The 19,160-nt window shown below is 70.4% G+C and carries 14 protein-coding genes and 2 tRNA genes; 8 read left to right on the forward strand and 8 right to left on the reverse strand.

The genetic code is table 11. The features are described from left to right. Positions 1-23: 23 nt before the first annotated feature. On the reverse strand, positions 24-1,349 hold the full coding sequence (locus tag LWF15_RS13570; RefSeq protein ID WP_232811021.1) for an isocitrate lyase/PEP mutase family protein: 1,326 nt from the start codon (positions 1,347-1,349) through the stop codon (positions 24-26). An 88-nt stretch (positions 1,350-1,437) separates the two neighbouring features. Here LWF15_RS13570 and LWF15_RS13575 point away from each other — a divergent pair, with 88 nt between their 5' ends. From LWF15_RS13575 to LWF15_RS13585, 3 genes are all read left to right on the forward strand, one after another. Continuing rightward, positions 1,438-2,094 carry a maleylpyruvate isomerase family mycothiol-dependent enzyme gene (locus tag LWF15_RS13575; protein WP_232811022.1) on the forward strand — a complete coding sequence of 219 codons (657 nt, stop codon included), beginning with the start codon at positions 1,438-1,440 and terminating at the stop codon, positions 2,092-2,094. Between the two features lie 371 nt (positions 2,095-2,465). Then, positions 2,466-2,537, forward strand: a tRNA-Gln gene (locus LWF15_RS13580). Positions 2,538-2,547: 10 nt separating this feature from the next. Further along, positions 2,548-2,621, forward strand: a tRNA-Arg gene (locus LWF15_RS13585). Positions 2,622-3,020: 399 nt separating this feature from the next. Here LWF15_RS13585 and LWF15_RS13590 read toward each other — a convergent pair. The 3 genes from LWF15_RS13590 to icmF all read right to left on the reverse strand — a co-directional run bounded on the left by LWF15_RS13590 (position 3,021) and on the right by icmF (position 7,952). Continuing rightward, entirely contained in the window at positions 3,021-4,070 is a 1,050-nt protein-coding gene (locus LWF15_RS13590) for a Y-family DNA polymerase (RefSeq protein WP_232811025.1), read from the reverse strand. A gap of 147 nt (positions 4,071-4,217) precedes the next feature. Then, positions 4,218-4,724 (reverse strand): MarR family winged helix-turn-helix transcriptional regulator, encoded by a 507-nt coding sequence (locus tag LWF15_RS13595; RefSeq protein WP_232811027.1) that lies wholly within the window; start codon positions 4,722-4,724, stop codon positions 4,218-4,220. A gap of 12 nt (positions 4,725-4,736) precedes the next feature. Continuing rightward, positions 4,737-7,952, reverse strand: a complete 3,216-nt coding sequence (icmF, locus tag LWF15_RS13600) for a fused isobutyryl-CoA mutase/GTPase IcmF (RefSeq protein WP_232811029.1) — start codon at positions 7,950-7,952, stop codon at positions 4,737-4,739. Positions 7,953-8,125: 173 nt separating this feature from the next. Between icmF and LWF15_RS13605 the strand changes: the two genes are divergently transcribed. The 3 genes from LWF15_RS13605 (at position 8,126) to LWF15_RS13615 (ending at position 11,171) form a co-directional block, all read left to right on the forward strand. Next, a complete protein-coding gene (locus tag LWF15_RS13605; protein WP_232811031.1) occupies positions 8,126-8,968 on the forward strand; it encodes a 3-hydroxybutyryl-CoA dehydrogenase in 843 nt (280 codons plus the stop codon). 150 nt (positions 8,969-9,118) lie between these two features. Continuing rightward, positions 9,119-10,498, forward strand: coding sequence for a TrkH family potassium uptake protein (locus LWF15_RS13610; protein WP_232811032.1), 1,380 nt, complete (start codon positions 9,119-9,121; stop codon positions 10,496-10,498). Beyond that, positions 10,491-11,171, forward strand: a complete 681-nt coding sequence (locus tag LWF15_RS13615) for a potassium channel family protein (RefSeq protein WP_232811033.1) — start codon at positions 10,491-10,493, stop codon at positions 11,169-11,171. The genes LWF15_RS13610 and LWF15_RS13615 overlap by 8 nt, the downstream gene beginning before the upstream one ends. Positions 11,172-11,188: 17 nt before the next feature. On the opposite strand, the gene LWF15_RS13620 is transcribed toward LWF15_RS13615, so the two are convergent. The 4 genes from LWF15_RS13620 to LWF15_RS13635 form a co-directional block, all read right to left on the reverse strand. Further along, entirely contained in the window at positions 11,189-12,502 is a 1,314-nt protein-coding gene (locus tag LWF15_RS13620) for an NtaA/DmoA family FMN-dependent monooxygenase (RefSeq protein ID WP_232811035.1), read from the reverse strand. Between the two features lie 6 nt (positions 12,503-12,508). After that, positions 12,509-13,336, reverse strand: coding sequence for a class I SAM-dependent methyltransferase (locus LWF15_RS13625; protein ID WP_232811037.1), 828 nt, complete (start codon positions 13,334-13,336; stop codon positions 12,509-12,511). A gap of 145 nt (positions 13,337-13,481) precedes the next feature. Beyond that, entirely contained in the window at positions 13,482-14,057 is a 576-nt protein-coding gene (locus LWF15_RS13630) for a PH domain-containing protein (protein WP_232811039.1), read from the reverse strand. A 318-nt stretch (positions 14,058-14,375) separates the two neighbouring features. After that, a complete protein-coding gene (locus tag LWF15_RS13635) occupies positions 14,376-16,358 on the reverse strand; it encodes a potassium transporter Kup (RefSeq protein WP_269810073.1) in 1,983 nt (660 codons plus the stop codon). A 133-nt stretch (positions 16,359-16,491) separates the two neighbouring features. Here LWF15_RS13635 and LWF15_RS13640 point away from each other — a divergent pair, with 133 nt between their 5' ends. Next, positions 16,492-18,096, forward strand: a complete 1,605-nt coding sequence (locus tag LWF15_RS13640; protein WP_232811043.1) for a methyl-accepting chemotaxis protein — start codon at positions 16,492-16,494, stop codon at positions 18,094-18,096. Between the two features lie 30 nt (positions 18,097-18,126). After that, positions 18,127-18,978, forward strand: coding sequence for an ABC transporter substrate-binding protein (locus LWF15_RS13645; protein WP_232811045.1), 852 nt, complete (start codon positions 18,127-18,129; stop codon positions 18,976-18,978). Positions 18,979-19,160 lie beyond the last annotated feature (182 nt).

The raw sequence follows: 19,160 nt of genomic DNA on the forward strand, positions 1-19,160 counted from the left end.
CCCCGCCCCGAGCCGGTCAGGCCCTACCCGCCCGGCTGAATGCTCATCACATCCGCAACCTGGCCATAGCCGATGGCAACATCCGGCGCAGGCCGGTCCTGGGCCAGATCGCGGGCCGTGTCGAGGGCCGCGCTCAGCGCCTGGCGGTACAGCAGCGAGCCGGTGCTGATCCGTGCAACCCCGAGCTCGGCCAGGCGGGTCCGGGTGTGCCGGGGCGAGGCCAGTACGTTCAGCGGCTGGCCCTTCACCAGGGCGGCAATGTCGCCGTCGGTCAGTGGGCCGGGCACGAACACCCCGTCGGCCCCGGCGTCCTGATACGCCTGCAGTCGGGCCGTGGTGGAGGAACGTTCCATTCCCAGCCAGAACGTGTCGGTGCGGGCATTGACGAACAGGTCCGGGGCTGTGGCCTTCACCGCGGCGATCTTGGCGGCATGGTGTCGCGGATCGACCAGTTCACCGGCCGTGGCGTCTTCCAGGTTGATCCCGCGCACGCCCAACCCGGCCAGTTCCGCGGCCAGGTCGGCGAGCTCGGCCGGATCATCGGTGAAACCGTCTTCCAGGTCGACGGTCAGCATGGTCAGGCCCAGTGTCGTGATCTGCCGGGCCAGGCTCAGGGTGTGCTCTCTCCCGGCCCGGGTGGCGTCGGGCAGGCCGTGGGCCGCAGCGATACCGAGGCTGGTCGTTCCTACGGCAGCGAATCCGGCCTGGGCCAGCAACACCGCCGAGGCAACGTCCCAGGCGTTGGGCAGAACGAATGGCTGCCCGGGGCGGTGCAGGGCGGCGAATGCGGGGACGCTGGTGGCGGCCAGGGCGCGGGCGAGGTGTTCGCCGGGGCAGGCGTGCGGCCCCCGGCCGAACCAGGCATCCGTCAGGTCCACCAGCACCTCATCACCGTCCGGCCCCACCCGCCGGGTGAACGGCACCGGCGCCGACTCCGGATTGCGGGCCAGTTCGGCGGTGGGGATGTGCGCCTGAACCAGCAGACAAGCCGTGGCCGCACCTACCTCAGTGCGGCCACCACACACGTCCACCAATTGGTCGGCCGCCGCATCGGCCTCCGCAGACTGAGGCGAGTGCGGCTGCCAGGCCGCCGCGACCGTCCTTACTTCGGTCTCCCAACGGTCGGGCAGACCAAGGGCCCGTAGCAACGAATGCGTGGGGGAGGGGGCGTTCGGCAGGGGGCCAAGGGTGTTCAGTACCTGGGCAACAGCTGTTTGAGGACGTCGGTGAGCGGCTCCGTCGGTGAAGCGGGGCGAGTGTGCGCGCAACCATCCGACGCCCTGGGCCGCCGAGGCGCTGGGAACAGTGAAGCGGGGGTCGTCGAGGACCTCGGAGGGCACGGTTCGCATGGCAGTCAGCATGCCGCCGGAACACTTCAGGCCGGAACGAAACGTTCTCGGCCGATGAGTTCGGCGTTCGGCCGCAGTCGGAACCGGTATGACGACCTCCCCGCTCTCCAGCATCGACGTCTGGGCCCTGGCCGCTGCTGAACGCCGTTCTCTCGCCGCTGATCTCGCCACCCTCGACCGGGCGGCCTGGAACACCCGGTCGCTGTGCGGGGAGTGGACGGTCCGCGAGACGGCCGCGCACCTGACCGCCGCGGCCAGTACCGGTCCCTGGCGGTGGCTGGCCAGCGTGCTCGGGGCCCGCTTCGACTTCGACCTGCACAACCGTCGCCGACTGACCGAACGGCTGGGGCCGGACGAGACCAGCACCCTGGCGCAGTTCCGCCAGGTGGTCGACAGCACCACGTCCACCTGGGGCGAGACCGGCATGTGGCTGGGCGAGGTGATAGTGCACGCGCAGGACATCCGCCGGCCGCTCGGGCTGACCACCATGCCCTCGCCGGCGGCGGCAGCCGAGGTGGCCCGGTGTTACGCCGCGCGGGATTTCACGGTGAAGGGGGCCACCGTGCGGCGTGGGTTGCGGCTGGAGGCCGAAGACAGCGCGTTCGCCGTGGGGGAGGGGCCGCTGGTGACCGGTTCGACCACGGCGTTGGTCATGGTGATGGCCGGGCGGGCGGCCTACCTGGAAGATCTGCGCGGCCCGGGAGTGCAGCAGCTCGCCGGGCGGATAATCCCTGGCGCGCAGTAAGGATCGAATGCCATGCTGTTCCAGCGCCGGGAGTTCCGGCCAGTTCGAACGATCTGAGAGGAGCGGGACGATGTCGCAGCAGACCGTGCGCCAGCCGTCCGGGCAGCGCCGCGACCGTTACCGGTCGTATCGTCGAACCCGTTCCCGACGAGGCCTTTCCGTGTCCTGAGCACAGATCAGGAGCACGCAGAGCGCCGTCGCCGGGATCGCCCGGCGGCGGCGCTTTCTCGTGGAGTGCGGAAGCCGGCCGGGTGACTCGTCAAGATGTTCACCGAGCGGGCGCACTGGGCATGTGGTTGAGCCCAACGGCCTGTAAAGCCGCCGCCTCGGCTGTGGGGGTTCGACTCCCTCCGCCCGCACGCGATTTCCCTTTTCGGCTGGTGCAAGAGGCAGCACGACGGGCTCTGAACCCGTTGATCGAGGTTCGAGTCCTCGGCCGGAAGCGCAAGGCAGGCCCCCATGGCGCAGCTGGAGAGCGCGTCTCGCTACGAACGAGAAGGTCGGCGGTTCAAATCCGTCTGGGGGCACACGTAAGGCAGCACGGCAGCACGGCAGCACGGCAGCACGGCAGCACGGCAGCACGGCAGCACGGCAGCACGGCAGCACGGCAGCACGGCAGCACGGCAGCACGGCAGCACGGCCTGGCACCGGCCTGGCACCGGCCTGGCACCGGCCTGGCACCGGCCTGGCACCGGCCTGGCACCGGCGCTGAGCCCGGCATGCGTCGCCGATGGTCCGGCTCAGTGTCACCGATAGTCCGGCTCTGCATCGCCGTAGGCCCGGCTGGGGTGTGGCCTCGGGGCCAGGCCTTGTGTCGCTGTCGGGTCCTGCCCGGTGTCGCAGCCAGTCACAGCCCTGCATTTACGTCGGCCAAGACCGGTGCCCCCACCGGTCTGCCAGCATTTACGTCGGCGCATGGTCGCCGTTCAGAACAAGGTCTGCGGCACCTGATCGGCCGGAAGCAGCCCGGTGAGCGTGACCCGCAACCCGGCCAACGGCGGCACCGGCCCCGCGTGCAGCAACCGGTCGGCGGCGGACTGCCACGCCGAGCGGTCGGCGGTGGCCGTGAAACCGGACTGTTTTCGCCGCAACGGCAACTCCTCACCGGCCGGTTGCAGCGTGAGCGTGAGACCGTTGCCCACCAGCCCAGCCTTCTCGGCACGGTGCAGCACCCGTTCGAGGCAAAGCGTCAGCAACTGCTCAGGGCTGTGGTCGGGCCGCCCGTAGCCGGCGATCGACGACTCGGCGCTGAGTGAGTCGCGGTGCCGCACCGGTCGCACGCGGGCGTCGTCGGTGCCGGCCCGGATCTGCCACAGGCGGCGGGCCATGGTGGTGCCGCAGACCTGCTGCAGTTGGGCGCGGGGGATGCGGTCCAGATCGGCCAGGCGCTGCACGTCCAGATTCTCCAGGCGGGCGAACGTCTTCTGGCCCACGCCCCAGACCTGGCCGATCGGCAGATCCGCCCGCAGCTGCGGCTCGTCCTGCAGCGCAATGGAATACAGGCCATCGGGCTTGGCTGCGCGGGAGGCCAGCTTGGCCATCAGCTTGGTACGCCCGACCCCGACGCTGACCGTGATGCCCAGTTCCTGCTGCACCTGCTTACGTAAAGCCTGGGCCGTGTCCAGCGCCGCCGGCCAGTCCTCGGCACCGACATCGAGAAAGGCCTCTTCCACGGAGCCGGGCTCCACGGCCGGGGCGAAGCGATGGAAGATCTCGAAGAGCGCATCGCCCACCTCCTCGACCTCGGCGTACGGAACGTCCAGCACCACCAGTTCGGGGCAGCGGTGCCGAGCCTCCTGAACCAGCATGGCCGAGCGCACGCCGCCCGCCCGCGCCGGGTAGTTGGCGCTGGCAACGAACACGTGATTGACCACCGCGACCGGGCGGGCCCGCAGGTCGGGCCGACGGCGCAGGGCCACCGAGGCGAAGAAGCAGTCCGCATCGGCGTGCAGCAGCGGACGACCGGCTTCGAACATGTGTTCGAGTGTAGCGCGCCGGGCGGACAGCTGGCCAAGGGATGTCGAATGTACCCGGAGTCGTTGTGTCCCATGTGTACACGTTGTACACATCAAGGACCGGCCCGCACGGCCCCGGCTTCGAGCCAACGGCAGGCAAGACCACGTTCAGGCTTCGTCGTAGTCGCCGTGCGCCTTCCGGAACCGCCGCAGAACGTCGTTGAGCACGTCGAGATCCTCGGCCGCCAGCCCCAGCGCCGTGAAGACCTCACGGTTCAGGCTGTCGGTGGCCTTCGTCACCAGTTCCCTCCCGGCGTCGGTGATCTCGGCCAGCGTGGTGCGGCGGTCGGTGGGGTGGCGGACGCGCCGCACCAGGTCGCGCTGTTCGCACCGGTCCACGGCGTTGGTCACGCTGGCGGGGTGCACCTGCAGCCGGTCGCCGATGCGCGAAAGGGGCAGGGCGCCGGTACGGGTGAAGGCCAGTAGCTGCAGCAGTTCGTAGCGGGCGAAAGTCAGGTCGTGCGGGCGCAGCGTCTCCTCCACCCGGGCCATCATGATCTGCTGGGCCCGCACGACCGAGGTGACGGCGGCCATCCCCGGCGCGGCCTGGTGCCAGCCGTGCTCTTCCCAGTTGCGCCGGGCCTCGGCAATCGGATCGAACGGCAGCTTGGCCAACCTCGTAACCCCTTACACATTGCGGCGGTACTGGCCGCCGACCTCGAAGAAGGCCTCGGTGATCTGGCCGAGGGAGCAGCAGCGTACGGCCTGCATCAGGGCCTCGAACACGTTGCCGCCCTCGGCCGCCGTCCGGCGCAGCTGCTCCAGCGCGGCCGGTGCCTGCTCGCGGTGCCGCTCGTGGAAGGCGCTGAGCCGCTCCAGCTGTGAGCGTTTCTCGGCCTCGGTGGCCCGGATCAGGCCGGCCGGGCCCACCTCGGCGACCTCGTCCTCGGGCGGCAGGAACGTGTTCACCCCGATCAGCCGCAGCGAACCGTCGTGCTTGCGCTGCTCGTACAGCATGGACTCGTCCTGGATCTTCCCGCGCTGGTAACCGGTCTCCATCGCGCCCAGCACCCCGCCGCGTTCGCTGATCCGCTCGAACTCGGCCAGCACCGCCTCCTCCACCAGGTCGGTCAGTTCGGACACCACGTAGGAGCCCTGCAGCGGGTTCTCGTTCATCGACAGGCCCCACTCGGCGTCGATGATCAGCTGGATCGCCAGGGCCCGGCGCACCGACTGCTCGGTGGGGGTGGTCACCGCCTCGTCGTAGGCGTTGGTGTGCAGCGAGTTCGCGTTGTCGTAGAGCGCGCACAGGGCCTGCAGGGTGGTCCGGATGTCGTTGAAGTTCATCTCCTGGGCGTGCAGCGAGCGGCCCGAGGTCTGCACGTGGTACTTCAGCTTCTGGCTGCGCTCACCCGCGCCGTAGCGTTCGCGCATCGCCACCGCCCAGATCCGGCGGGCCACCCGGCCGAGCACGGTGTACTCGGCGTCCATGCCGTTGCTGAAGAAGAACGACAGGTTGGGGGCGAAGTCGTCGATCGCCATGCCGCGGGCGAGATAGCTCTCCACGTAGGTGAATCCGTTGGCCAGGGTGAAGGCGAGCTGGCTGATCGGGTTGGCCCCGGCCTCGGCGATGTGGTAGCCGCTGATCGAGACGGAGTAGAAGTTGCGCACCCGGTTGCTGATGAACCACTCCTGCACGTCGGCCATCGCCCGCAGCGCGAACTCGGTGCTGAAGATGCAGGTGTTCTGCCCCTGGTCCTCCTTCAGGATGTCGGCCTGGACGGTGCCCCGCACGGTCTGCAGCACCCGGGCCCTCACCGCGGCCGGGTCCTCCTCCGGACGGGCCTGGAGCTGCTGGTCGATCGCGGTGTTCAGGAACATCGCCAGAATGGCCGGGGCCGGGCCGTTGATGGTCATCGACACCGAGGTGGTGGGGGCGCACAGGTCGAAACCTGCGTACAGGTCCTTCATGTCGTCGAGCGTGGCGATGCTCACGCCCGACGTGCCGACCTTGCCGTAGATGTCCGGGCGTAGGTCGGGGTTGCGGCCGTACAGCGTGACCGAGTCGAACGCGGTGGAGAGGCGGGTGGCGGGCTGGCCCTTGGCGAGCAGGTGGAAGCGCCGGTTGGTGCGCATCGCGTCGCCTTCGCCGGCGAACATCCGGGCCGGCGACTCGGCGTCGCGCTTGAAGCGGAAAACACCTGCGGTGAAGGGGAAGACGCCGGGGAGGTTTTCTTCGCGGAAGTAGTGCACGAGGTCGCCGTGGTCGGTGGTCCTGGGCAGGGACACGCGGCGGACGCCGGTGCCCGACAAGGTGGTGCGGCGCAGCCCGGTCACGATCTGGCGGCCACGGACGTCGGTGGTGAACTGTTCCTGTGCGTAGGCTTTGACGGTCTCGGGCCATTCGGTCAACTGCTTGCGGACGTCGGTGGGCACCGATTGCCCGGCGGTCTCGGCGAGCGCTCGAAGAGTTTCGTGCGGTTCGCCGGATTCGGCGAGTTCGGCGAGTTCGGCCAGGGCGGTGCTGAGGTGCTGGGCCTTGCGGGCGGCCTCGGCCATCTCGCTGGTCTGCCGCCGGTACTTCCTCGTCGTCTCGGCGATCTCGGCCAGATACCGCACCCGATCGGCAGGCACGACGGCCGCCGAGTGCGACGACATCCGGACCGAGACCGCGGGCAGCACGCCCTCCGACACGGCCAGCCCGCGCTCGGCCAGCAGGCCCCGCAGATGCTGGTACAGCGCCGTGACCCCGTCGTCGTTGAACTGGGCAGCGCTGGTGCCGAAGACCGGCATCTGCTCCCACGGCACCCCGAAGGCCTCGCGGTTGCGGGCAACCTGTTTCGACACGTCCCGCAGGGCGTCCTGCGCCCCGCGCCGCTCGAACTTGTTGATCGCCACCACGTCGGCGTAGTCGAGCATGTCGATCTTCTCGAGCTGCGAGGCGGCGCCGAACTCCGGTGTCATCACGTACAGCGACACGTCGGCCAGGTCCACGATGCCGGAGTCGCCCTGCCCGATCCCGGGCGTCTCCACGATCACCAAGTCGTAACCGGCTGCCTGGCAGGCGTTCACCACGTCGGGCAGGTACTGCGGCACCTGGCCGCCGGCGCCGCGTGTGGCCAGTGAGCGGAAGAAGGTGCGTCCCGGCTGCAGCGAGTTCATCCGGATCCGGTCACCCAGTAGGGCCCCTCCGCCGCGGCGCCGGCTGGGGTCGACGGCGATCACCGCGATCCGGAGCTTGTCCTGCTGGTCGGTGCGCAGGCGGCGGATCAGCTCGTCGGTGAGCGACGACTTGCCCGAGCCCCCGGTGCCGGTGATCCCCAGCACCGGAACCTGGGCAGTTCCACCGTGTTCCCGTACGGCGCTCAGCCACGTGCTCTCGGCCTTGCCCGCCTCGATCACCGAGATGGCCCGGGCCAGGGCCTGGTCGTCGCCGGAGCGGACCGAGGCCAGGTCGGGCGCGGAGGCGGTGAGGTCCCGGTCGGCGGCCGCGACCACCGAGCTGATCATCCCGGCCAGGCCCAGACGCTGCCCGTCCTCGGGGGAGAAGATCAGCACGCCCTTCTCGCGCAGCTGCTTGATCTCGTCCGGCACGATCACCCCGCCGCCGCCCCCGAACACCCGCACGTCCGGCGCGCCCCGCTCGGCCAGCAGGTCGACCAGGTAGCCGAAGTACTCCAGGTGCCCGCCCTGGTACGAGCTGATCGCGACGCCGTGCACGTCCTCCTGCACGGCCGCGGCCACCACCGAGTCGACCGAGCGGTCGTGCCCCAGGTGGATGACCTCGCAGCCCTGGGCCTGCAGGATGCGGCGCATGATGTTGATCGAGGCGTCGTGCCCGTCGAACAGGCTGGCGGCGGTGACGAAGCGGACCGGGGTGCCCTGACTGCTGAGACCGACCACGGCGCTGCCTCCGGATAAACTTGGACGTCCAACTATTGGATGCCCAAGCAGGCTACGACCGTCACCGGGCACCTGTCGAGACTCGTGACGGCCGTCCCAGTAACAGGCATGGACGCCCGCCCTCCGGTTTGGAACGGTGGGCGCACCAGCGAACACGAACGGGAGGACGTCGGATGCGCGTCGGTGTGGTCGGATGCGGCTTGATGGGGGCGGGGATCGCGGAGGTGTCGGCCCGGGCCGGCCAGGACGTGGTCGTGGTCGAGTCCGACCAGCACCGGGTGCAGGCCGGGCTGGACCGGCTGCGCGCCTCGCTGGAGAGGGCCGAGGCCAAGGGCAAGATCGACTCCGCCGCCGAGGTGCTTCAGCGCATCCAGGTGGTGGACGACCTCGGCGCCCTGGCCGACCGCGAGATCGTGATCGAGGCGATCGTGGAGGACGAGGAGCTCAAGACCGCGCTCTTCACCCAGCTCGACCGCATCGTGACGGCCACCGACGCGATCCTGGCGAGCAACACGTCCTCAATTCCGATCACCCGCCTGGCCGCCGCCACCCAGCGGCCCGCGAGCGTGGTCGGCGTGCACTTCTTCAACCCGGTGCCGGTGCTGTCCCTGGTCGAGATCGTGCCCGGCCTGCGTACCGCGGACGAGACCGTCCAGCGGGCCACGGCCTTCGCCCAGGACGTGCTGGGCAAGCACGCCGTGCGCAGCGCCGACCGGGCCGGCTTCGTGGTCAACGCGCTGCTGATCCCGTTCGTGCTCTCCGCGGTGCGGATGGTCGAGTCGGGTTTCGCCTCCGCCGAGGACATCGACGAGGCGCTGGTGCGCGGGGCGGCGCACCCGCAGGGGCCGTTGCGGCTGGCCGACCTGATCGGGCTCGACACCACGGCGGCGGTCGCCCGGTCGCTGTACGAGGAGTTCAAGGAGCCGCTCTACGCGCCACCCCCGCTGCTGCTGCGCATGGTCGAGGCGGGGCTGCTCGGGCGCAAGAGCGGGCAGGGGTTCTATTCGTACGAATGAGGGTCTGCCTCCAGGTGCACCGAACCGCGCACGGTTCTCGCTGGTAACCTCACCGGGCTCTGTCGGAAGGTCGGGTCGGTGAGGAATGTCCGTGATCCCTGGTGGGACCAGTACGACCCGGCTTGATCGGCCCGTCGGCCGGGGCGCGCCGTGATCGGCGCGACGCCCGGCGGGCCGGCCCGGGGCTCGAGGTGGCGCGGCGCCGACCGGTTCCAGCACCCGGCCCGGGTCATCGCGGTGGGCTTCGGGGTGGCGGTCGCGGTGGGCACGGTGCTGCTGTACCTGCCCTGGGCCACCGAGGAGGGCTCGCCCGCCACGCTGACCCACGCCCTGTTCACCGCCACCTCCGCGGTGTGCCTGACCGGTCTGGTCATGGTCGACACCTCCGCCCACTGGTCGCCGTTCGGTGAGACGGTCATCCTGGCCCTGATCCAGATCGGCGGCCTGGGCATCATGACCATGGCCACGGTGCTCACCCTGCTGCTGTCGCGCCGGCTCCGGCTGCGCGCCCGGTTCCTGGCCCAGGCCGAGACCAAGAGCCTGAACCTGCAGGACCTGCGCGGCCTGATCCGCCGCATCGTGCTGTTCAGCCTGGCCACCGAGACCCTGGTGGCCCTGGTCCTGGCGCTGCGGCTGTACCTCAGCCACGGGCAGGCCCCGCTGGAGGCGCTGTACAGCGGCGTCTTCCACGCCGTCTCGGCCTTCAACAACGCGGGCTTCGCCCTGCACGCCGACAGCCTGACCCGCTACTCCTCCGACCCGGTGGTCTGCCTGTCGGTGGCGGCCGCGGTGATCGTCGGCGGGCTCGGCTTCCCAGTGGTGTTCGAGCTGGCCAAGAACTGGCGGCGGCCGAGCCGGTGGTCGCTGATGACCCGGATCACCGTGTACCTGTCGGCGGTCCTGCTGGCGCTGGGCACCCTCGTCCTGACCGCGACCGAGTGGACCAACCGCGGCACGCTCGGCGCTCTGGCACCGGGCGACCGTGTGCTCAACGGCTTCTTCGCCGCCACGATGGCCCGCTCGTCCGGGTTCAACAGCGTCGACATCGGCGCCCTGCGCCCCGAGAGCCTGCTGATCACCGACATCCTGATGTTCATCGGCGGCGGCAGCGCGGGCACCGCGGGTGGGATCAAGGTGACCACCTTCGGGGTGCTGGCCTACATGCTGTGGTCGGAGATCCGCGGCGAACCGCACGTCAACGCCGGCCGTCGGCGCATCCCGGCCACCAACCAGCGCCAGGCCCTGGCGATCGCCCTGCTGAGCATCGGCGCGGTGGTCGGCGCCACCTTCGCGCTGATGCTGATGACCGCCTACACCCTGGACGAGGTGCTGTTCGAGGTGATCTCGGCCTTCGCCACCGTGGGCCTGTCCACCGGGATCACCGCCGACCTGCCCGTGCAGGGCCACGTGCTGCTGGTCGTGCTGATGTTCGCCGGCCGGATCGGCCCGCTCACCCTCGCCTCGGCCCTGGCCCTGCGCGAGCGCAACCGTCGTTACGACCTGCCCGAGGAAAGGACCATCGTTGGCTGACATCTCAGGTGAGCCGGTCGTCGTGATCGGCCTCGGCCGCTTCGGCACCGCCCTGGCCCTGGAGCTGGTGGAACGCGGCACCGAGGTGCTGGCGATCGACCGCAACCCGAAGACCGTGCAGAGCCTGTCCGGCCGGCTGCCGCACGTGGTCGCGGCCGACACCACCGACCCGGAGGTCTTCGAGCAGCTCGGCATCGGCGACTTCCAGCGCGCGGTGGTGGCGATCGGCAGCGACATCCAGGCCAGCATCCTGTCCACCTCGCTGCTGGCCGACCTGGAGATCCCGAACATCTGGGCCAAGGCCACCAACCAGCAGCACGCCAGCATCCTGTCCCGGGTCGGCGCGCACCACGTGGTCTTCCCCGAGCACGAGATGGGTGAGCGGGTGGCCCACCTGCTGTCCGGGCGCCTGCTCGACTACGTGGAGCTGGACGCCGACTTCGCGGTGATCAAGATGAAGCCGCCGCGGGCCGTGGTCGGGATGCCGCTGCGCGAGTCCAAGCTGCGCAGCCGCTGGGGCGTGACGGTGGTCGCGGTGAAGCCGGAGAACCCCGGCCCGCGCAGTGGCCCCGGGTTCACCTACGCCACCCCGGACACGGTTCTTGCCTACGGCGACCTGATCCTGGTGGTCGGCACGATCGAGAAGGTGGAGCGGTTCGGCGGAGCCGACTAGCGGCCGGCCAGGACACCTCAGACGTCCGAGGGCCGCGCCAGCCCGAGATGCTCGCGCAGGGTGGTGCCGGTGTAGGCCTCGCGGTAGCGCCCGCGCTGCTGCAGGATCGGCACGACCTCGTCGACGAACGTGCGCAGTTCGTAGGGCAGCGTCGAGCCCATCACAGTGAACCCGTCGGCCGCCCCCGCGTCCTGCCACTCGATCGCCAGATCGGCCAGCTGCTCCGGGGTCCCGATGAAGTGCATCTGGCCGGCACCCCCACTGACCTGCTGGGCGATCTCACTCAAGGACGCCTGTGGGCGCCGATGCGCCTCGGCGATCAGCTTCTCGGCGCGGCTGGAGGGCGGCGGTGCGTCCGGATCCAGCTGGCTCAGCAGAGGGCGGTCGGGGTCGAAGCCGTCGGGGTCCAGACCGGCCGTGTAAAGGGCGTTCTGCCAGCGGAACTCCGGACTGGCCAGCTCTTCGAGCCGTTCGGCCCGCCCGCGTGCCTCGGCCTCGGTACTTCCCAGGGTGATCATCAGGGCGGGCAGCACCAGGAGCTGGCCCGGGTCCCGCCCGGCCGCGACCGCCTGGGCTCTGAGGTTGCTGCGGAACTCGACGGCCGCAGTCAAGGACGGCGGTCCGGAGAACACGACCTCGGCGTGCCGGGCGGCCAGAGCGACCCCAGGGCCGGACTGCCCGGCCTGCACCAGCACCGGACGGCCCTGAGGTGAGCGCGGAAACGGCTGAATGCCTGCAACGTCGAAGAACTCACCGTGGAACGCCGGATCACGCAGGGCGGCGCGCTCGGCCCAGACCCCACGTTCCCGGTCGCCCACCACCGCATCGTCAGCCCAGCTGTCCCACACCCGCTGCACCACCCGCACGAACTCGTCGGCGCGGCGGTAGCGTTCTTCCGGCGCCGGATGGCTGCTGGCCCCGAAGGCCGCCGCGGCGAGCGGGGTTACGGTGGTGACCACGTTCCAGCCGGCCCGGCCGGCGCTGAGATGATCGAGCGTGGCGAAGCGCCGGGCCAGCTCCCAGGGCGGGGAGTAGGTGGTCGAGCCGGTGCCGATCAGCCCGATCCGCGAGGTCAGCCCGGCCAGCGCCGACAGCACCGCGACCGGGTCGAACTGGGTCTGGGGCAGGTGCGTGACCCGGTACTCGGCGATGGCCAGGTTGTCGGCCAGGAACACCGCGTCCATCAGCCCGCGCTCGGCGGTGGTGGCGATGTCGGCGTAGTAGGGCAGCCCCAGCACCCCGCGCACCTCGTCCGGCACCACCCGCCAGGCCGACTCGTGATAGCCGTTCGGCCAGACGAAGGCGTTGAAGTGCAGCGCTTCTCCACTCATGCGGCGTCAGCCTACGTTCGCGACGCAGACCACGTACCCCTTGGGGTCGCGCCACACCCGGCCGGGAGTGGAGAACCACGCGTGGGCCTCCGCGGTGATGTCCCGGATCACCGCTTCGCGCCCGGGGAAGCTGGGCGACACACCGCAGAAGGTCAGAGCGGCCACAGCGAAGTCGATCAGCGGCTGCGGGCCGGGGATGGCCAGGGCGTTGTCCACCCGCGTGGCGCGGACCGCACCCTCCCCGAAGACCTCTTCCATCAGACCCGGCAGGGTGTCGGAAGTGACGCCGTTCAGGCCGGAGTCGGCGAGGTCCGCGCCATGACGCTCAGCGATCTCCCGCACCCAGTCCATCGTGCGCGCCGTCGTGCGATGGTGATTGACCAACACCGCCACCCGCCCACCGGGCTCGGTGACCCGGGCGAACTCGCGTAGCGCAGCCACCGGGTCGGGCACGTGGTAGAGCATGTAGAGGGCAGTGCACAGCTGCACGCCGTCAGCGGGCAGCGGCAGCTGCTCAGCGTTACCCGGCACCCCCTGCACCCCCGGAATGCGGGCCACCTCGTCCACGGCCGCAGGGGAGAGATCCACCCCGATCAACCGCCCCCGATGGCCGTTCTCGGCCAGGAGCCGCAGGAAGTACCCGGTGCCGCAGCCCACGTCGACCAACGACCGCCCCGAGGGCAGGCCCAGCAGATGCATCACCCGGCCGGCCGGATCGTCCGGCCGCTCACTGAACTCCGTGTGGGTGGCCATCCTCACCTGAAGCGGCGACAGGTCCGCGTACTCCCGCTCCACCGCGGCGGCGATGCCGTCCGACTTCCTGGATTCGGTCACGCCCCCCACGGTGCCACGCCGGCCGCGGTGCCACGCCGGCCGCGGTGCCACGCCGGCCGCGGTGCCACGCCCACCACGGTGGCGGTGCCACGACCGCCGCGGGTGCCACTGGGCTCCATCTTCACCACGTCAGCCAGGGCTGCGGTTACCGGTGGTCGGGTTCCTTGATCGGCACCCGGGTGCCCGGGGTGCGCTGCTTGGCGGTGATCCGGGTCTCGGAGGGGGCGAAGATGATCTGCGAGATCTGCTGGTAGCGCAGGTCGGAGTCGGGGATGTAGTTGATCGAGCTGAGCGCCTGGTCCTGACCGGCCGACTCGACCACGAACCGGCCGTAGCCGAGGATCTGCCCGGTCACCGAGCGGTCGTAGCGCATGTCGGTGACCTTGGACATCGGCATGATGTCGACCTGGCGGGTGACGATGCCGTGCACCCGCATCAGCCGGCGGTTGGTGGCGATGATCAGCTCGTCGTACCAGAGCCAGAGCTTCAGCCCCAGCCGGGCGAGCACCACCAGCCAGAGACCGGTGGCGACGGTGATCACCACACCGCCGGTCAGGCTGCTCAGCCAGGCCAGGAAGATCAGGCTCAGCACGGTGCTGGCCACCGGCTCGGCGAAGACCACCCAGTGCCGGCGGAACATGAACACGATCTGCTCGCTGGGGATCAGGTAGCGATCGAGCTCGGCCGGGACGCCGGGTCCGTAGCGCTCGGAGTGCTTCACGCGGCTGCTCCCTTACGAAGGCGCGCTCCGGTGGGTGCAGTGCGTGAGGGGGACGACGTCAGCCCGTGCATAACCCCCTTACTAACACGAAGTGGTGCAACAAAGCAGCACGGTGGTCCGGTGAGGGAGACATCACGCCCGGCGGCTCGGCGGCTCGGCGGCCCGGTGGCGCGATGCGGATGCGTGGGGGCTGAGGGCCTCGGCGAAACGCGTGGATGTGGGGGCTCAGTCGATGAGGAGGACACAAGGAGAATGACCTGGACGATATGAAACGCCTGAGGGGGCGCCGCATGCTCGATCGTCCGGGTGTGCCAAAGGTCAGACCTCGATGCGGGAGCCGATCACCACGGTGCGCTCGCGCGGTAGCCGGAAGTAGTCGGCGGCGTCGGCGGTGATTCCTGAGGTGGCCACGAAGAGCCGTTTGCGCCAGCGGGGCATGCCCGTGTCCTCTCCGACCTCCAGGTCGATGGTGGAGAGGAAATACGAGGCGTCCTGCAGCGAGGCAGGCATCTCCGGGACGGCGCCGCAGATCCGGGACAGGGCCGTGGGTACGTCCGGCTCGTCCATGTAGCCGAAGTAGGCGGTGACGTGGGTGATGCCGTCGTCGGCGTAGCCCAGCTCGTCCAGAACCACCTGCTCGGCCGGGGGCACGTAGGGCACCGGGCGGGTCTCGATCGACAGGATCACCGCGTGCTGGTGCAGGACGTGGTTGTGTTCCACGTTGGCCCGCATCGCCAGGGGAGTGGTCTCCTTGCCGCGGTTGAGGAACACCGCCGTGCCCGGCACCCGCACCACCGCGGGGCGGCGTGTGTGCAGGGCGTCGACGAACTCGCGCAGCGAGCCCTCCTCCTGCTCGCGGCGGGCGGTGACCAGGGCCCGGCCGCGCTGCCAGGTGGTCATCACGGTGAACACGCTGATGCCGATCAGCACCGGCAGCCAGGCGCCGTGCACCAGCTTGGTCATGTTGGCCGACAGGAACAGCAGGTCCAGCAGCAGGAACACCGAGCCGAAGCCGTAGACCAGCCAGGCGGGCTTCTGCCAGCGGTGCCGGGCCAGGTAGAAGAACAGGACGGTGGTGATCGTGATGGTGCCGGTGACCGCCATGCCGAAGGCGTAGGCCAGCTTGTGCGAGCTCTGGAAGGTGACCACCAGGGTCAGGACCGAGAACATCAGCACCCAGTTGATCCACGGTACGTAGATCTGGCCGATCGCGTGGGCCGAGGTGTGGTGGATCCGCAGCCGGGGCAGGTAGCCCAGCTGGATGGCCTGGTGGGCGACCGAGAAGGCGCCGGTGATCACCGCCTGGGAGGCGATCACGGTGGCCGCGGTGGCCAGCACCACCAGCGGCAGCCGGGCCCACTCCGGCACCAGCAGGAAGAACGGGCTGCTGAGGTTGGCCACCGGGTCCTGGATCACCAGTGCACCCTGGCCCAGGTAGCTGAGCAGGCAGGCCGGGAAGACCAGGATCAGCCAGGCCCGGGCGATCGCCGGCCGGCCGAAGTGCCCCAGGTCGGCGTACAGCGCCTCGGCGCCGGTGATCGCCAGCACCACCGCGGCCATCGAGAAGAAGGCGATGTGGAAGTGCCCGGTCAGGAAGCCGATCGCGTAGGTCGGCGACAGGGCCTTGAGCACCTCCGGGTTCTGCACGATCCCGCCGATCCCGGCGACCCCGATCACCGTGAACCAGACGATCATCACCGGCCCGAACAGCCCGCCCACCCGTTCGGTGCCGAACTTCTGCGCCAGGAACAGCAGCACGATGATCACTGCGGTGATCGGCACGGTCAGGTCGGCCAGCGACGGGTTGACCACCTCCAGGCCCTCGACCGCGGAGAGCACCGAGATGGCCGGGGTGATCATGCTGTCGCCGAAGAACAGGGAGGCCCCGAAGATGCCCAGCGCCGCCAGCCCGGCCTTGGTGCGGCGGCTGCCCGGCACCGCCCGCCGCCGGATCAGGGTGATCAGCGACAGGATGCCGCCCTCGCCGTCGTTGTCGGCCCGCAGGACGAAGGTGACGTACTCCAGGGTGACGATCAGGGTCACCGACCAGATCATCAGCGAGATGACACCCAGCACGTTGTCCGGGGTCGAGGGCACCGGGTGCGGGTCCTCGGGATTGAAGATCGTCTGCACCGTGTAGATCGGGCTCGTCCCGATGTCGCCGAAGACCACACCCAGCGCGCCGATGGTGAGTGCTGCGCGGCCCAGGGACGGGCCGTGGGTACTCGGGGTGGCGGGAGCGGGAGGAGCCTGGGTGGACACGCCCGAGACTCTGTAGGCACATGCGTGACAGCGCAACATTTTGACAAAATCTTGACAGGCCGGTCCGGGGCCGGTCGCTCAAGCCCTCGGGGCCGGGGCCGATGTCCTGTGCAAATCGCTTGCGGTGCCGCAGCGGAGGCGAGCACCGGCCCGAGAACTGAGACTTGCGTCGATGAAGCAGAAGGACCCGGCGGCCCGTCGCACGCTGTTGCTGGCCGGGCAGCTGGTGGTGCTGGCCGCCACCGGGCTGGCCGGTGTAATCGTGGTGGGGGCGATCGGGGTGACGGCCTCGGCCCGGCAGGGGCGGGCCGAGGACAGCCTGGTGACCGCCGACCGGGCCGCGGCCCTGGCCGAGACCGTCGACGCCCAGCAGGCCCGGCTGCGGGGATCGGTGATGGTCTCGATGGTCTCCGACGACGTCGCCGAACGGCAGGCCGCGATCGGGTCGCTCGGCGACGACGCCATCGGCCTGCGCTCGGCCTTGCGCGGCCTGCAGGCCGCAGACGACGAGGCCACCCGCCGGCAGGCCGAGGCTCTGCTGGCGCAGACCGAGGAGCTGGTCACCCTCGGCCAGCGCGTGGTCTCCCTGGCCAACCTGACGATCACCGACCCGGGCCGGGCCGGGGCCCGGGCCGCGATGCCCGGCTTCACCCAGCAGGCCGAGGCGGTGGCCGAGGCGGTTCCGCAGATGCGCGCGGCCGCGGCGCAGGCTCAGGCCGGCGCCCTGAGTGCCTCCGCCGACGCGCGCCGGTCCGCGCGCTGGCTGATGGGGCTGACCGGGCTGCTGGTCGCACTCGCCCTGGGCGCGGTGGCCGTGGTCATCGTCCGGCGTCTGCGCCGCCGCCTGAACGCCACCATCGTGCTGCTGGAGAGCGTGGCCGACGGCCGGCTCGACGTGCGCGGTGACACCGGCCGCGCGGACGAGATCGGGCGCATGGTGCAGGCGCTGAACCGGGCCCTGGACCAGCTGGCCGGTCTCTTCGCCCAGGTGTCCCGGGCCGGGGGCGACATGACCGCCAGCGCCGGCGAGCTGACCGAGGTCTCGGCCGGGCTGCGCAACCGGGCCACCAGTTCCGCGGCCAAGGCGGCCTCCGGCCGTCAGGCCTCCGAGGAGATCGCGGTGACCATCCGCAACGTGGCCAACAGCGGGGCCGAGATGGCGCACGTGATCGGTGAGGTCGCGGTCGCCACCGCCGAGGCCGGGCGGGTCGCCTCCGAGGCGGTCGGCACGGTCGACGAGGCGGTGCGCACGGTGCAGGGCCTGGCCCAGTCGTCCGCCGAGATCGGCGACATCGTCAAGATCATCACGCTGATCGCCGACCAGACCAACCTGCTGGCGCTGAACGCCACCATCGAGGCGGCCCGGGCCGGGGAGTTCGGGCGGGGCTTCGCGGTGGTCGCCAACCAGGTCAAGGAGCTGGCCAACGAGTCGGCGCGGACCTCGGAGGAGATCATCCAGAAGGTGGACGCGGCGCAGCGCGACGCCGGCGCCGCCGGGCAGGCGATCCAGCTGATCACCGACGTGGTCGAGCGGATCAGCGCGCTGCAGGACACCATCGCCACCGCCGTGGAGCAGCAGGCAGCGACCACCCAGGAGATGGTGCGCAGCATGGAGGAGATCGCCTCCGGCTCCAGCGACGTGACCCGCTCGATCGCGGCGATCGCCGACGACGTCAACCAGACCGAGGACGACTCCGGGCGGGCGGCCGCCACGGCCGAACGGGTCCTGGCCGCAGCCGGGGCGATCGAGACCGGTCTGCGCCGGTTCCGGGTCTGAGGGGGCAGCACGATGCAACGAGGAACACGGGTGCTCGCGGTCCTGGCCGTCGTCTCTTTCACGGCTCTGGCCGGGTGCAGCGACGACTCCGAGCCGGCCGGGAGCAGCGCGGCGGCCGGTGTGCCGACCGAGAACCTGAACGTGGTGACCGCGGGGACGCTGACGATCGGCATCGATCCCACCTATCCGCCGATGGAGTTCCAGGAGGGCGGTGAGTTCACCGGGTTCAACGTCGACATGACCACCGACCTGGCGGCCCGGCTGGGGCTCACCCCGAAGTTCGTCGAGGTGGCGTTCGGCGATCTGCGCCCGTCGCTGGCCGACCACCGGATCGACCTGGCCGGCGCCTCGATGACCGACACCGCCGAACGCCAGGAGGAGGTCGACTTCGTCGACTACTTCATCGCCGGCTCCCAGGTCGTCGCGACCCCGCAGGACGCCGCCGGCCTGGAGACCGGCGCCGACTGGTGCGGCCGGACGGCGGCGGTGGCGCCGGACACCGTGGACGAGGACGCCGCCGTCGCCCAGTCCGAGGTCTGCGTCAAGGCCGGGAAACAGCCGGTCAAGATCCTGAACGTGGCCTACGGGGTCAGCCAGACCGAGGTCCTGGCCGGTCGCGCCGACTTCGGCCTCGAGGGCATGCCGGTGGCGGCGCGGCTGGTGGCGCAGTCCGGGGGAAAGCTGGCCGTGGCCGGGAAGGTGGCTCAGCTGCAGCCGCAGCCCTACGGGTACGCAGTGGCCAAGGACCGCACCGAGCTGCGCACGGCCGTTCAGCTCGCCCTTCAGCAGGCGATCGCCGACGGCACCTACGATGCGTTGCTGGAGAAGTACGAGGTCTCCGACGGCGCGCTGAGGACGACGGCGATCAACGGTGGGGCGTGATCTCCGTACCTAGTGACATGGCACTGAGGGCGAGATTAGGCCTCGCCTAAGCGACCCGGCGCCCCGCTGTCAAGGTGCCCGTCATTGCTACACGCTTGTTAATTGTTGTTCTGTGGGGACATTCGCCAGTGGCCCGGTTGGTCCGGCCCCTTCCGTTGCGGATAGCCCTGTGCAATATTACT

Source organism: Kineosporia rhizophila, from assembly GCF_021277265.1.
Classification (GTDB): Bacteria; Actinomycetota; Actinomycetes; order Actinomycetales; family Kineosporiaceae; genus Kineosporia; species Kineosporia rhizophila.